The sequence below is a fragment of the Bacillus sp. JJ1521 genome (assembly GCF_036965165.1).
GTDB lineage: Bacteria > Bacillota > Bacilli > Bacillales > Bacillaceae_L > Ferdinandcohnia.
Map to the genome: position 1 here is coordinate 30979 of NZ_JBALOX010000072.1, position 16193 is coordinate 47171.

The 16193-nt window shown below is 39.8% G+C and carries 13 protein-coding genes; all 13 read right to left on the reverse strand.

What is annotated here, in order from left to right; all coding sequences use genetic code 11:
• Positions 1 to 266: 266 nt before the first annotated feature.
• Positions 267 to 818 (reverse strand): NADPH-dependent FMN reductase, encoded by a 552-nt coding sequence (locus V7147_RS11805; RefSeq protein ID WP_335368059.1) that lies wholly within the window; start codon positions 816 to 818, stop codon positions 267 to 269.
• Between the two features lie 103 nt (positions 819 to 921).
• Positions 922 to 1200: a hypothetical protein gene (locus V7147_RS11810; protein WP_335368060.1), complete on the reverse strand. Its 279-nt coding sequence runs from the start codon at positions 1198 to 1200 to the stop codon at positions 922 to 924.
• Between the two features lies 1 nt (position 1201).
• On the reverse strand, positions 1202 to 1909 hold the full coding sequence (locus V7147_RS11815) for a pirin family protein (RefSeq protein ID WP_335368061.1): 708 nt from the start codon (positions 1907 to 1909) through the stop codon (positions 1202 to 1204).
• Between the two features lie 245 nt (positions 1910 to 2154).
• Positions 2155 to 3069, reverse strand: a complete 915-nt coding sequence (locus tag V7147_RS11820) for a chemotaxis protein (protein ID WP_335368062.1) — start codon at positions 3067 to 3069, stop codon at positions 2155 to 2157.
• Between the two features lie 59 nt (positions 3070 to 3128).
• Positions 3129 to 4622: a methyl-accepting chemotaxis protein gene (locus V7147_RS11825; protein ID WP_335368063.1), complete on the reverse strand. Its 1494-nt coding sequence runs from the start codon at positions 4620 to 4622 to the stop codon at positions 3129 to 3131.
• Positions 4623 to 4872: 250 nt separating this feature from the next.
• Complete coding sequence (locus tag V7147_RS11830; protein ID WP_335368064.1) at positions 4873 to 5433, reverse strand: sugar O-acetyltransferase; 561 nt, start codon at positions 5431 to 5433, stop codon at positions 4873 to 4875.
• A 26-nt stretch (positions 5434 to 5459) separates the two neighbouring features.
• Positions 5460 to 6683, reverse strand: a complete 1224-nt coding sequence (locus V7147_RS11835) for an MFS transporter (protein WP_335368065.1) — start codon at positions 6681 to 6683, stop codon at positions 5460 to 5462.
• A gap of 30 nt (positions 6684 to 6713) precedes the next feature.
• A complete protein-coding gene (locus V7147_RS11840) occupies positions 6714 to 7712 on the reverse strand; it encodes an ROK family transcriptional regulator (protein WP_335368087.1) in 999 nt (332 codons plus the stop codon).
• 282 nt (positions 7713 to 7994) lie between these two features.
• The gene (locus tag V7147_RS11845) at positions 7995 to 8801 is read right to left on the reverse strand and encodes an HAD family hydrolase (RefSeq protein ID WP_335368066.1); all 807 of its coding nucleotides are present in this window, start codon (positions 8799 to 8801) and stop codon (positions 7995 to 7997) included.
• A gap of 32 nt (positions 8802 to 8833) precedes the next feature.
• The gene (locus tag V7147_RS11850; RefSeq protein WP_335368067.1) at positions 8834 to 9832 is read right to left on the reverse strand and encodes an ROK family protein; all 999 of its coding nucleotides are present in this window, start codon (positions 9830 to 9832) and stop codon (positions 8834 to 8836) included.
• Positions 9833 to 9937: 105 nt separating this feature from the next.
• Entirely contained in the window at positions 9938 to 11167 is a 1230-nt protein-coding gene (gene dpaL, locus V7147_RS11855; RefSeq protein ID WP_335368068.1) for a diaminopropionate ammonia-lyase, read from the reverse strand.
• Positions 11168 to 11506: 339 nt separating this feature from the next.
• On the reverse strand, positions 11507 to 13015 hold the full coding sequence (locus tag V7147_RS11860; protein WP_335368069.1) for a right-handed parallel beta-helix repeat-containing protein: 1509 nt from the start codon (positions 13013 to 13015) through the stop codon (positions 11507 to 11509).
• Between the two features lie 209 nt (positions 13016 to 13224).
• Positions 13225 to 15741, reverse strand: coding sequence for a beta-glucosidase (locus tag V7147_RS11865; RefSeq protein WP_335368070.1), 2517 nt, complete (start codon positions 15739 to 15741; stop codon positions 13225 to 13227).
• Positions 15742 to 16193: the final 452 nt, after the last annotated feature.

Genomic DNA, 16193 nt, shown 5'->3' on the forward strand with positions numbered 1-16193 from the left:
TAATGAACTTTATGTAACCATAATACTCCTCAATTTTGTAAAGGTCAAGAAAAATATCTCGAATTCAAGATACTTCATTAAAAATATTTTTGTAGAATACTAAGATATAAAAAAAACCTCACCAATATCACAGCTTTGATTTAATCCGAATACTTTAAAATTTAATATTGTAAAATCTGTACCAAAATTATTAAAAGGAATTAAAAAAGCAGCAGTTATCCTTAAAAGGGATAACCGCTGCCTATATTTTTCATGTTCAAAAATAATTAGTTTTGATGTCTTCTTATTAATTCAATAAAGCTATTAACGAAGGTTTGTAAGAATTGAGTAGTATCTTCATTCATTTTGCCATTTTCATCAAATATTTGCGCAGAATTTGCTAGGTATGCTTCTGGTTGTTGTAAGGTTGGCATATTTAAAAATACAAGGGATTGACGTAAATGGTGGTTTGCACCAAACCCACTTAAATTCCCAACAGATTGGCTAATTATTGCTGCAGGTTTACCATTCCATGAACTTTGCCCATATGGACGTGAACCAACATCTAACGCATTTTTCAATGCACCAGTTATTGAACGATTATACTCAGGCGTTACAAATAGTACCGCATCACTCTCTTTAATTGCGTTTCGGAATGCAGTATATTCTGCAGGAACATTGCTTTGTGTATCGATATCTTCATTGTACAAAGGAAGATTACCGATTTCTACGAATTGTGTTTCGAATCCTTCAGGAAATAATCCTCCTACACTTTTAGCAATTTTTGTTGAAATTGATTCTTGTCTTAAACTACCACTAATTAGTGCTACTTTTACCATGTTTTTTACCACCTATCTTTGTTTTATTGAATCCAGGAAATCTTTTCATTTCCTCTGTTACTATTTCTTCCATTCATCAGTTTATACACATTACAAAATATGATTAGTTAGTAAATGGATAAACTGTTTTATGGTCTGCAATAATCGTAATTATGCCCTTTTCTTTGTCAAATTCAACATTTGCATCTGATGTATAATACCAAGTCTTTTGGTTTTTCTCCACATCAAATAGATTCAATTCCTCTTTAAATTTGATGATCTTATTGGCAGCATCTTCAGAAGTTTTGATCGAAACAACCCACTTATCTTGTTCTGGAAAAACCTCATATTCTTCCGTTTGATAAAAGAGTCGGCTTCCAATCGAATGACGAATCAATAACATATTAGACACCACCCAAATCAATCAATAAAAAGAAGGTTTCTTTTGTCGATTTTAAAGTAAGTTCATTTAGTTCTGTTATACGTGCACTGTCTCTTTTTCTAACAACAACATCATTGTTTAAAACAAGCTCTCCATCAATCACAAAAACATACATCTTTCTATCTTGTTCTTGTTGATGGAAGATCTCTTTTCCTGCATCTAATTTGGATAAATATAATGTAACATCACTATGAATTTTCGCAGCCCCGTTAATTTGGTTTGAAGAAACGATTGGTAACAACTTATTCCTCATTGAATCGGTATTGTAAGAAATATCCTCATAGGAAGGAGGTAATTGCTTTTTGGCAGGTTTAAACCAAAGCTGTAAAAAGCTTGCTTCGTCTTCTGAAGAAGCATTCATTTCTGAATGGAGTAAACCTGTTCCAGCCGTCATACGCTGAACATTTCCAAATTGTAAATTCCCACTATTTCCGAGACTATCCTCATGTTTTAGTTGCCCATCCAATACTATCGATACAATTTCCGCTTCCCTATGGGGATGAATTCCAAATCCTTTTCCCGCTTGGACCGTATCATCATTAAAAACACGAAGTGGACCGAATTGGATATTTTCTTCATCATAGTATTCACCAAATGAAAAACTAAGATTGCTCTCTAACCAATCATTTTTTACAGAGTAACGTGATTCCGCTGGATATCTTTGAATCATTTATCTCACCCCTAAACATCTTGAATTCGAGATAAATATATATTAAAAAGCCCAAACTGTCAATTTTCTTAACCTCTAACAAGCCACTATTAGTAACCTAAGATACTTTTATGTGACAAATGATAGCCCTGAAATTATTTATAGCCAAGAAAAGCTCCTCAAACTAATAATATTTTCTCAAAAAACTCTAACCGTTTAAATAGTGAGAGTTTTCCCAATTACTTTGATCATAGTATTTACAGTATTTATAAAATATATTTATCTATTTCTTTCACAAGATTAACGAGATTTGGTTTACTTACCTGAGAGTTTGCACCGACCTTCTCTCCCTTATGATACAGGTCATCCGTAATAAGGGAGGAGAAAATGATAACAGGAATACCCTTTAAACGGGAATTATTCTTCACTCGATTGGTGAGATGATGCCCATCCATTTGTGGCATTTCAATATCTGTAAGAATTAACTGCACACTGTCTTCTGGATCAGTGGATCCATCTTCTGAAAGTGAGGATAGATAATCCCACGCTTCTTTCCCATTTTGATAGAACGCAACATTTTCGTAGCCAGCTTCACGTAATGTGTCTTTCAATAAAGCTCGCAATACACCAGAATCTTCTACAACTACAATATGTTTCATCGAGCGTTCACGTATTCCTAGTGTTCTGATACTTTCTACATCTCCTCCAATTTGGGGATTGATTTCGACAATAATTTTTTCAAGATCCAGTAAGATTGATATGGTATTGTTATCAAGCTTTATTATTCCCGTTGCATATGGTTGTTTACCTACTGTAATCTCATTTGGTTTTTCAATTTGTTCCCAAGAAATACGACTAATACGATTTATATCATGTACACGGAATGCAACCTTAATCTGGTTTAATTCAGCAATTATAAATTTATCATTTTGAGGTTGTTCTGACGGAGCAACGTTAAGTATGCTAGCCAGGTTAACGACTGGGATTATATCCCCCCGCAAACTGGTAATGCCTTCAACCGATTGGTGGGAATTAGGAATCACCGTAATGGGCTTCGGTGTTATAATTTCCCTTGTCTTTAGGACATTAATAGCATAACATCCATCCCCAACCTCAAACAAAATAATTTCTAGTTCATTCGTTCCACTTTTTAATAAAATACTCTCATTATACCCATCCATTGCGTAATGCCTCCATCACTTTACTTCTAGTACACCACAAACCTATGGATCCGAGTTCACTAGTCTAACTGCTGAATTAATGTTAATAATCGATTAGACATGCCGTGGATATTCTCTGTTGTATTGTTTATATCTTCGGTTACAGCCGCCTGTGATTGAATTTTATCACTCATATTATTGATACTAATGACGATGCTCTGTACAGAAGAATTTATATCTTCAATGATTTTCTCAATTTGCTCGACTGCTTCTTGAGTACTAGATGATAGTTTTTGAACTTCTGCAGCAACCACACTGAACCCTTTTCCATGTTCACCTGCACGCGCAGCCTCAATAGAAGCATTCAATCCAAGTAAGCGAGTTTGACTTGAGATTTTTTTGATTAATTCTGTTATAGATTTTGTTAATGCAATGCATTCCTTTGCTTGGTCTGCGGCACCTGATGTGACTTCATGTTCATGTGCTATTTCTGTTGCCTGGTTTGTAATGTCATTAATATTTCCGGCAAGTTCCTTTAAGGAATGTGTAAACTCATTCATTTCATTCCCAATGGTCTCGTCATAAGCTTTCCGTTCAATTTCATGATTAATATCGCGTAAAACCCCTGAAACTAGAACTGGCTTTCCACTATTGTCCCGTACTGTTTTTACTAACATGTTAAACCATCTATTTTCTCCATTTTTTGTCTTCATCTGGAATTTCATATTGAAATCCGCTTGATTCTGGTCATGGAACAGATAAGATTGAAAGCTACTTCTTACATGTTCTCTATTTTCCTTCAATACCATTTGCAACCAAGTTTCCATTTCAGGTTTAAATTCATTTTCTTCATATCCAAGTAATTGTCTAAATTGTGGGGAATACCAAACTTCATTATTTTTCAAATCCATTCCCCATGCCCCTTCTATTGTTGTAACACTATAGCTTAGTGATTTTTCAATTAGTTCCAGGTGGGATAATAAGGTTTGGATTTTTAATGAGTTTAGTTTATTTTCATGGATGTTTATTATTGTACCGACATTTCGGTATGGAACGCCAAATTCATCTCGTAATGTTTCTGATTTGGCATGGTACCACTCAATTGAACCATCCTTCTTAATGCTTTTAAACTCAATATCATAAGGTTTTCTTGTCTCGCTTGAATAATGTTCTTCAAAAGCCTTTGTAACTTTGTCCACTTCATCTGGTGCAATGGTGTTTAACCAACTTTCAAATACATTCGGGAAATCCTCTTCATCCTTATACCCCAATGATGCTCGAAAATTTTGATCATACACGTTTCCTGCCGGAATGCCATCATTTATTTCCAAATCCCATGTTCCGATTCCGTTTAATTCTGTGACGATTCGATGTTTCACGGATAGATTTTCATATTTCGTTTGTAAAACGTCTATATAATCATTTATGGATTCGACTAGATCCTGTAGCTCGTTATCATCTGTCTGAATCGAAATCTGGTAAGACGAAAGATCCTCCTTTAGAGATGCTTCCTTTTTTTGCTGAATTTCATTTTTGATGTTTTTAATCGTATTATTTCTTCTTTGCTTAAACAATTGAATTAGGCCTCCTTTGACCAATAAAAACAATAAGAGCTCTCGATTTTTAAAAAAATATCTCGAATTCAAGATAATAGTAGGGCACAATCTTTCATGTGTCAATATTTATTTATATATCCCGCTCCGTTTCCTAGATCTACTTTAATAACGGTTACAGCATATCCTATTTTTCACTGTTTTTATTATCATAGGCTGATATATTCCAAGCTCTATAAAACGAAAATATCGAGCCAGTTGGCTCGATATTTTATATTTCAATTTGTTTAATTATTTTCGCAGGATTACCGCCCACTACGACATTATTTGGTACATCCTTAGTAACAACTGCACCCGATGCAATAATAACATTGTCTCCAACAGTTACTCCTGGGTTTATTATTGCACTTCCTCCAATCCATACATTGTTTCCAAACGTAATCGGTTTTGCATATTCTTTGCCAGAATTACGTTCGATTGGGTTAATTGGGTGTGTTGCAGTATAGATTTGTACTCCAGGCCCAAGCATACAGTTATCCCCAAAACGCACTTCACAAACATCCAAAACGGTACAATCGAAATTCGCAAAAAAGTTTTCTCCTACATGAGTGTTATACCCATAATCAAAACGTATATTTGGCTCCATATATACGTTTTCTCCAGTTGATCCAAGTAAATCCTTTAACAAATTGGTCCGTTTTTCTCCTTCATTCTCCAAAGTTTGATTAAATATTCTAACCTTACGTCTCGCTTCTTCACGTTCCTTTAGTAAAATGGGGTCTGCAGGATCGTACATTTCTCCTGCTAACATTTTTTCTTTTTCAGTCTTCATTTTAAAAAGCTCCTTTACAATAGCAATTACATTATTTTTGAAGTTGTATCGTCAGTCTTTACAAGAATCTTCTGTTTCAGTAGGTTATTTAATTTTTCCGAACTTAGTAGCATGGCAGAAACGAAAATTACGATACAAATAGGGAAGATGCCAATTGTTAAGTAAGACGCCATAAAACCAAGGAGCGGCGGCATGAATGTAGTGCCAGTATAAGCAACCGCCATTTGATAGCCCATTATTGTCTGAGAATGTCTTTTTCCAAAACGAGCAGGTGTTTCATGCAACATACACGGAAATATCGGTGCCAATCCGAGTCCAACAATAATAAAACCTATTAATGAAAAAATGGACGGCAATGGTAAAAATAGAATAACGGCACCAGTTGCAGCGATTATTTGTCCCGTCCGAATAAGAGTACGATTTGTCATTTTAAAGGTTATAAATCCTGTTATAAATCTACCAATTGTGATTCCTCCATAATAAAAGGATACCCACCCGGCAGCAGTTGCTGCACTTAACCCTTTGACATTCACCAAGAAACTGCTTCCCCAAAGACCCACTGTTGCCTCAATCGCACAATAAAATAAGAAGGAGGAAAGAGCCAGTTTAACCCCTTTAATTTGTAAAGGTTTTACATCTTTGGCATCTTCATCAATAGATGCATCTTTCTTAGCTTCCTGATCTTTATTAAAGGTATTTTTATTCACCTTATTCCATAAAGGCAAAGTGAACAGAAGGATGATAACTAACGCAAATTGAATGCTAGAAATAACAAAATAGCCATTTCTCCAGGAGTTTTCCTCTAAAATAAACTGAGCCATTATGATTGGACCTAGAGTAGCCCCAACTCCCCAAAAACAATGTAACCAACTCATATGGTATGCCTTATAATGGGTAGCCACATAATCGTTTAATCCTGCGTCAACAGCCCCCGCTCCTAATCCTAGGGGAACAGCACATACAATTAACCAACCAACCGATGGAGCAAAATGAAATCCTAGCAAAGCAACAGCAGTCATTAAGACACTGACAAATGTAACTTTCCCAGTCCCAAACCTTTTAAGTACCTTTCCACTAAGTAAACTGGAGATAATGGTGCCACCTGCAATCGTCATAAAAAGCAGACCAGCAGTCTCAAGTGGAACTCCAAAATCCGGTTGCATCACGGGCCAAGCCGCTCCTAACAATGAATCAGGTAAACCTAAGCTGATAAAAGCCAAATAAATGATTATTAAAAGGAATATCGTCATATTTATACCTCACATATTTAGTATTCAATTTTACTTGCTTGTTCCACTCATCATAAGATCAACTCCAAGAGACTGTAATCCATCTAAATAATCTTGTTTCCAATCACTTATTGTAAGTTCTGGAAGATGTTCTGAAGGGATGTATTTTGTGCTACCTAATGCAATTTTTGCTAATGTTGCTTTTTCAACCTCGGCTTTACAAAAAATAATGGTATGAGGATTGATGATGGCAACAAATGATGCTATTAATCTACTAAATGCATCAATCCTATTATCCTTATAAAGTTTCAAAGGTTCATTTTTATTTTCCAATGCCTGACCAAAGTTTCGTTCATCATACTGAGGGACGAAAGAAATCTCTCCTGAAAAATTCGTGCTGCCCCTTACAACCAAGCCATTTACCATTATTCCAGCACCAGGACCATTTTGACCGGAATATAGGTAGACTAGTGATTTATTATGATTGGTTCCCAGGCTATGGTGATAACCAAGCACTGCCGCATTCATATCATTCTCGATTACAACAGGGACAGAGAAACGGTTTTCTATGAATCCTTTTAAGTCAAGGTTTTGAAAATGCTCATAACCAGGTATATAAAAAATCCGTCCATTTTCAACAGAACCAGGGACACCGATTGCAATGGAACTAATTTTGGGATATGATATCATCCATTTTTCAATATACTTTGTTAATTCATTAATACCATTATCTATTAATACACTTGGAGCTTTTCCTTGTTCCTTTATTTCTCCTACACAATTATAAATAATATAATGGGCCTCTTCCCTCTCTAAGAAAATAGCGAGGCCAAGCATATACTCAGGATTGTAAGAATATCTTTTTGCTCTTCTTCCACCACTCGATTCATCTAAACCAATAGAAGCAATTTCTCCCTCCTTCTCCATTTGTGCGAGAAACTTACTTATGGTTGGGAAACTAATTTCTAACTTATCGCTAAGTTCAACTTTTGTTGCACTTCCTAGTTCCAAAAGTGCTTTACGTATACCAGAAAGGATTACCTGCTTCATGGATTTTGGAGAAGCATTCACTAGAGTCACCACCTACAAAAATAGGCTTATTAAATCATTTTAATAAGTATGCATCAAAAGACTTATTAAACATCTTTAATAAGTATTGGTAATAATATACCATATGAAATTTATGTAAACAATGAAGATCTAGAAAAACTAAACATTAAGATTTCACACCCCGAATATAAGCCTAGGAGAAACTGTTTTGCAGTTTTCTCTCAGGCTTTTTGTAAAGTGGAAAGAGTCCATCGTAACTGCAGCACCTGATTGGATATTTAATTATCTATTTCCCTGTAAAGATAGCATTTGAATAATGGTCTTCATCACAGCGTCTTCCTCATTTGAGCGGGTAATAAAATTCGCAACATCTTTTAATTCTTGAACTGCATTTCGGACAGCAAAGCTATACGTAGCCCGAACCATAAGCTCTAAATCATTGTAACCATCTCCGAACGCCATTGTTTCTTCTGGGGTAACATTTAATACGCTCTGTAAATGTTCAACTGTCGTGCCTTTATGAACATTCGCATTCGCAATGTCAATCCATGCTGCTTCGGATGCGACGATATAAGCCGATTCGAAAAACTTGGACAACTTTTCCCTCGTTTCAAAACAACGAAGCAAAGGATCGTGTATTGTAATTTTTACAAAGTCATCTGTAATCTCTCTAAAATCAGAAACTTGTCTTACTTGAGCATAGGATCTTCTGACAATCGTTGCCTCTTCAGAGGTTAAATTCTCATTAATCACTGCACCACTTCTTGTACACGCAATTATGGTATGATCAAGGCTGATTTCTTCAAGCAACTGGATAATTTCCAGTCCTAATTTATTGCTAAGCAGAGATTCATAGACAAATTCTCCGTTATGTTTTATTCGAGTTGCACTATCACCCAGAATCCATAAATCATCTGCATCATCACCAAATAACTCTTCTACCCGTTCACATTGTTTGCCCGTAACAGGTGCGAAAACAACTCCTTTTTCTCTCATTAGCTGTTTTACATCCTTGTATAGTTCCCTGTTAAAATCACCATTATTATTCAAAAACGTTCCATCCATATCAGTTAAAACTAATTTAATCATTAAATTTCCTCCTACATTCAAAAATAATCTGCCTATTTTAATATGTCCTCAGTAACTAACCATCTCAAGCCAACTGTCATACTTTGTTGAAAATCTCGATCAAAATAGACGGTTGGGCTATTTGGTTGTCTCGAAAGATTCTTATTGGATTCAATTGCTTGTCTCATTATATTTACATCTACATTTTCAGAGGAAATTACGAAAATACTTGGAGCGATGACAGCATTATAGATAGCCATAATTTCTGAAAGATTCCTTGCTAATTCTATTCCTGTATCTGGAGCAGCCTTATCCATGAGTATCGGTAGATATTTTGCTTCTCCTGCTAACCCTTTTTGTCCTTCTATAAGTGCGCCATTTGAAAATATCGTTATTCCTGGCATGCTTTTTTCTGGATAAAAGATTCCTACAACACTTTCATTTATAAGCAGATTATTTTCAACACAAAATCCAACAGTCATTATATATGCGTCATTCTGAATCTCTATCGGAATATCGGTAATTTTTTTAAGCTCTTGTTCAATATTCCAACCATCAAAAACATTCCCCCAACTTGAGGTAATGACACCTTCAAAGATTTTCCCTGGTATCGCAAGTCCTATTCTCTCAACTTCATATTCTGCATGCATATATTTTTCAATGATCGTCAAAAGGGCATTAATGTTGATTTCTGGAAAATCGAACACTTCCGAAACTTTCTGGGCGCCCTCCATATTTACGATTTTCGCAATAATTTCTAGTTTCCTTTTTCTCTCGGGGCTCTTTTTTTCTTGAATAGAGAGTAGAAGATAGAATGAACGATCATAATTAAAAATATATTCGACAGCTGGGCGTCCTGTCTTTTGTTGAATTAAAGGTCCTTCAAGAAAAATGTTTTCCTTCACTAATTCTTTAACTAATGAATTAATGGTGACTACACTAATACCAGTGTCTTTCGCCATTTCTGCTTTAGTGGCCTTTCTTTTACTAAAGAGCAACGCCCTCAATTTTTGCGAGTTTTTTCGTCTTATAAGATTACCTTCTTCACTCAACAAAAGAACCTCCAATATTAATTAAGTTACTTTATTAATGTCCTTTAATAAATGTAAATTACTTTTTAATAATTGTAAATAAGATTGCTATTTTGTAAAAAATAATTAAACTGATGGATGAGCTCCATCCCACACTACCATACGATAATGATCTGGATCCGTGTCCCCTTCAGTACTGATAATAAGAATTCTCGAATCTTCGTTCAGGTTCAATGTATTTTTCATATCATTAAACATTTTATTGTCAGATAATAGACTTACTAGTCCTATGGCGACGGCTGAACCAGATTCACCTGATACAATATGAGGGTCACCACCTAGTGGGTTTGCCAGAATTCGCATACCTCGTGAAGCCACGTAATCCGGGCAAGAAACAAAAGTTTCCGCATAATCTCTTAAAATATCCCAAGAAGCTTTACTTGGCTCTCCACATGCTAACCCTGCCATAATCGTATTCAAAGCACCCGTTACTGTATGAGGCTTTCCGTCGCCCACCTTCATAGATTTATATAGACAATTGGCTTTATCTGGTTCAACTATTACGGTAGTTGGACGTTCCTCTCCAAATCTCTCTACTAGATATCCGAGCATACTACCTGCGAAAGAACCAACTCCAGCTTGTAAAAATACATGTGTCGGTCGACCGTCACCTATTTCAGCAATCTGCTCTAATGCTTCATCTAAAATTGTTAAATACCCCTGCATAATCCTCACTGGAATCTCTTCATATCCATCCCATGCTGTATCCTGTACTAAGACCCAACCATTTTCTTTAGACTTTTGGCTTACCAACCTAACCGTATCATCATAATTTAAATCAGTGATATAGGCTTCTGCCCCTTCATTGCGAATGTTATTTAATCGTATTTCCGAAGAACCTTTTGGCATAAATACGACAGATCTTTGTCCTAGCTGGTTTGCAGCCCAAGCAATTCCTCTTCCATGATTTCCATCAGTTGCTGTTACAAAAGTAATATCGCCTAATTTCTCTTTCACTTCTTTACTTCTTAATTTTTCAAAAGAAAGCTCCGATATATCAACTTCTAATCGTTCTGCTAAATATTTACCTATAGCGTAGGAACCTCCTAATACTTTAAACGCATTAAGTCCAAATCGATATGATTCATCTTTAACCCAAATATTACTAACCCCAAATTCTTCAGATAACTTAGCTAAACTGTGAAGAGGAGTTACTTTATATTCTGGAAAGCTTCTGTGAAAGTTTCTTACCATTTCAACGATTTTACTATTCATAATTTCTACAGAAGCTTTCTTTGAATCTGTATTTCTTGTATTTTCATTTGCAATATATTGGATTTCCGTTAAATTAGTCATTTCTACTCTCCTAACATGTTTTATTCTAAGATTGCGATGACCCCTGCTTCTACACCTACTTCTTTTGGAAGGCTGGATACCACTACACAACTTCTAGCAGGGTAATTTTCTGTGTCTTCTCAAGGTTTATGCAACTTCAATTTAATATTAATATGAATATTTTGACTTTTCAATATTACTACTATTTATCCAGATATATATTAATTAAAAAATCAAAAATCCACTCTCGAAAATATTCGAAAGTGGATTTTCTATAATTCCCGGTCAATCCCTACATACAACAATTTTTGTATAGCAAAAAAAAATTCCATACTAGCTATTTCTTTTGCAAAGTCGTTTTCAACGCTCGGCCGACCGGCTTACCTTAATCCCGTCGGCCACCTTCAGCTCTGCTCCGTCAATTCCGTCCATGATATTTTCGACCAAGCTGATGTCCTTACCGGCATCAATCCTGATGCCGTTGGTGGTCTGTCGAATGACGTTCCTCTCAATCCTGATGCCTGATGGAATTCCTTTGCCCCGTCCGTCAGCCCCCCGATCCTCACTGAGCCGGATGGCCCAGAACCCGTCAGTCTCTCCAGTGATGTGGTTACGGTGCAACTTCGTGTTCGGCGCATTGCGGACTTCGATGCCGACCTTCGAACCCTCCCCGGCTGTGATCCTGTTGTCCTCGATGAGGGTACCAGGAGTTCCCAGGATGACGAGGACTCCTTGACGGTTTCCAATCAGGTCGTTGGAGTGGACCCAGTTTCCAGGGCCTGAGGCGTCGTGCTTGTTCTTGGAACCGCCGGAATTGCCCAGCGCGATACCAGCCCGCTGCCCGCCGATGACAGTGTTGTCCCGGATTTCGTTCAGGTATTCACCCTCACCGTGCAGATCAATGGCGTCGAGGTGGCTGCCGACAATGGTGTTCTCTGCCACTAGATTGTTGTGCGTGGGGAACTGTAGCAGAATGGCGTGCCGTAGATGCCTGCCATCAAAGGTATTACCGATGACGACATTATGCCGGGAATCGTTCGCGGCATCCGGGTCGTGCTGGTCCGCTGAGCCCTCGATAGCGATGCCGTAGCCTTGTCCTCCGGGGCCAACGGCGGTTGCTTCACTAATATGGTTTCTAGTAAGGGTCACTTCACGGCTTGCCTTGACGGAGATCCCGTGGCGCTCGAACCTACGGATGCCCAAGTTCTCCACAAGTACCCGTGAGCTGGCCTGCCCTTCGTGAGCTCCGAGGTATATCCCGTACATCGGGCCGCCACCCGCGTTGCCGTCGTCGGGATCGTCACCGAGGGGACCCTCATAACGAGAGGTAATGGTGAAGTCAGCGACGATGACATCATGAACGCCGGAGCCGTGGATCACCTGGCTAACATCCTCGCCATCAAGAGAGGTTAGTAGCACGGTGCTCTCCTGGCCCTTGCCGCGCAGGTCAACACCGCTACGCAACACGATGTTCGCCGACTTATCATTCGGGTCAGTGGAGCGCAGGTCATACGTGCCGGCTGGCAACACGACCTCGTCTCCCGGTTTAGCAGCATTCAAAGCTGCACGGATAGCTGCCGCGTCGTCGTGTGAGTCCGGATCCGGATCTGCTCCGAAGTCCGTGACGTCCAGGGTCCTGCCAGTTGCCAGGTCCGGCGTCTGCACCTCAATCGGCGCGCCGGAGCGATCCACTAAGCCGGGGAGCTGCCAGTCGCCGTGCCCAGACGGGGCGGGTTCCACAGCGTCATCACGCTCGACTGACCTATCGGATTCCCCGACGGTGCATGCGGTTAAGAAGAATACAAGGCCAAGGGCAACCCACCACGAATGCGCTGGACCTCGTCGGATGTTCTGAACAGATTCCTTCATTAGACTTCTCACGTCCTTTCTACACTCTTTCCATCCCACTCGTCGGACATGGATGCATTTAGAGAAGCGGAAAGCCCGCGTGCATCGGCTTGATTCTCCGAGTACGCGGGCTCTACCTTCGGGATGCCTGAAGACCCCTACTGGGTCGCCGACGTCATCCCATGGCTAGGGCCTCCTAATTTTAGAGTTCCCCATGCCATTGCTGTTTATCATTGGCTATTGCCATCGTTGTTGCCTTGACCATTACCATTGTTATTGCCATTGCCTTTGTTGCCTTGGCCATTGCCATTGTTGTTACCTTTACCCTTGTTGTTGTCCTTTTTCTTATCATTGTCAAGTTTGAAGTTCAACGGAATTTCCTTTTCCAAAGGAGTGTCTGCAGAGGAACTACCGACATGCACGCGGTATTTTCCGTCTACAGTAGCCCACTTGCCGTCAGCCCAGTTTGCAAGGTTATCCGCCTCTTCCGGAACGAAATAGGAGAACGGGTGGTTAGAGTCTGCATGGTTAATACGTACTGTCACACGCTCGCTCTCACCAGGCTCAAGGTCAACCTTCTTGAAGTTAACAAGTCGCTTAGTCGGTTGCCCTGCCGCGTCTGGTAGAGTCAGATAGACTTGTGCAGCTTCTTTACCGGCAACGTTACCTGTGTTCGTGATCGTGAAGGACACGTCAAGACCGGACAACGAGCCGTTGTTGCCTTTGCCTTCACCACGGACTTGTTTAACTTTAAGATCGTCATACTCGAAAGTCGTGTACGACAAGCCAAACCCGAATGGGAAGACTGGCTTCACGTTATTTGCTTCGTACCAGCGGTAACCCATCTCAAGACCTTCAGTGTATTGAGCGATTAGCTGATCGGACTTACCATCACCGTAAGGGCCTGGGCCACCTACCTTACCTGTATCTTGACGAGTTCCAGGGTACTGTTTTTCAGTCGCGAATGCTGCTTCACGCTCAGTAGCTCCGAACGTCATTGGCAGCTTACCAGATGGATTAACCTTACCGTAGAGTAGGTTAGCAACGGCATTTCCATCCTCCATGCCTGGGTACCATGCTTGAAGAACTGCAGGTACCTTATCCAACCACGGCATAATTGACGTACCGGAAGTCTTCAATACCACCACAGTGTTCTCAGGGTTAGCTTCCATAACTGCGTCGATCACCGGCTCCTGCTCAGCCAAGCCTGTTTCGAGGTTCAATGCTGGGAATCCGAGTGTTTCACGGTCCACTGTCTCATGTGGGTTATCGCCGACCATGAGAAGCACGATATCAGATTCAGCAGCTAACTTAGCAGCAGCTTTCGGATCACTGCCATTGTTGTACGTCACTTTCGTGTTGTAGCCCAGCTCTTTAATAACATTCTCTAAGCCTTCTTGTGGTGTGACCGTATATGGAGTCACTACATAATCATTGTCGTCACGAACAGAACGTGGGGACATCTTTGCCGCACCAGCGAACGTCTCAATGCCGATCAACGCGATCGACTTTGGCTCACCGTCTAATGGCAGGAAGCCGTTGTCGTTCTTCAACAGCACGGAGCCTTCCTCGGCCATCTTCCTTGCGGTAGCGCCGTTAGCCATCGGATCGACGATTTCCGGCATAAATTTGTCGAAAGGCTCATCCATATGGCCAAACTCGATCATCTTGATGTAACGTGGACGAAGTAGATTGTCGATGTCGTCCTCAGTTACCGCTCCTGAGTCGAGAGCCTCTTGGATCTTCTCTTGTGTATAATACTGTGGTGCCCAGTCAAGCTCGACATTCATACCCGCTTTGATAGCAGCCACTGTGTCGTGAATCGCCCGACGGTCACTCATGACGTATCCGTCAAAGCCCCAGTTTTTCCGTAGGGCATCTTGTAGAAGTTCAGAACTGTCACATGCATAAGTACCGTTAACATCCGGGAATGAACACATCACGGAAGCTGGGTCAGCATCTCTGACGGTCATTTCGAATGGCAACATGTACAATTCGTTCATAGCTTGTGAAGGAACTTGGACACCCATTGTCCAACGCTCAGTTTCCTGTTCGTTTCCAGCCATGTGCTTGAGTTGTACCTGGACTCCCTGATCCTGGATACCCTTTGTTTGCTCGATTGCAAGGGTACCTGTCAAATAAGGGTCCTCACTAAAGTATTCATAGTTACGGCCACCGTACGGGTGACGGATGAGGTTCATACCTGGTCCGAGGAACACGTGATGCGCGAAAGCTCGTGTCTCCTCACCAAGGATTCGGCCAGCCTCATAGTTTAGCTCGCGGTCGAATGTCGCAGCCAAACCCGGGGTAGACGGAAGGCCAGTCGCCAATGGGTCATTGTGACACGATCCGCCCTTAACGCCCGTACCACCGTTGGTCATACGTACTGTAGGGATACCGAGTTCCTCGATCCCTTTGATTTGTCGGCCTGTGTCTTGAAACTCACACCCAGGAAGGGTACCTTGTGGTGCGAATTCGCCGTTCATATACTTACTAGTTCCGCCTCTTTTGATGACAACCGGATCACCTTTGTCATTCTCATTGAAGCGCGAGATAGCGATTTGCTGGATCTTCTGTTCCATCGTCATCGCATCGATAAGAAGCTCGGTGCGTTCCTCAGCAGAGAGCTGTGTGTTCATCCAGGGTTTGGTCCCTTCCGTTCCACCGTTCTCCGCATTAGCAGGAATTACTATAGAAGACATGTAGATCATTGCTGTCATAAAAATTAAAGTAATGCGTTTTATCATCTTATTTCTCCCTTACTATTTATTTATCTATTAGTATTTGAATAGTTCATTTGTTCATCTTAATCTCTCCTTTGCTGGTATACTAGTATATTAGTATAGAGAGAAACTATTACACTAGCATGAATGGCTAATTACAATTCAGCAACAAAAATCACGAGATTAGTAATGCTCCTAAAGTCCTGAGTGGTATTCAAATACTCTATAGGTCAATGATTGCAAAACGAACAAAAGTTTTAATGAGCATTATACTCCATTATTCTAAATATACTGAAATTAGTTAGAAGAATTTTTGCTACTATAATATTGGAAATCCAATCGAGCGTTATTTGTTTTAGTTGACTTCTCTTCAATAACATCCTCACCCTGTACATCATTATCTAATAACAGGAAATAAGAAAAGGGCATAATCCATTGGATTTGCCCCGAATGGTGTACTAATTTTTGATAAAAGG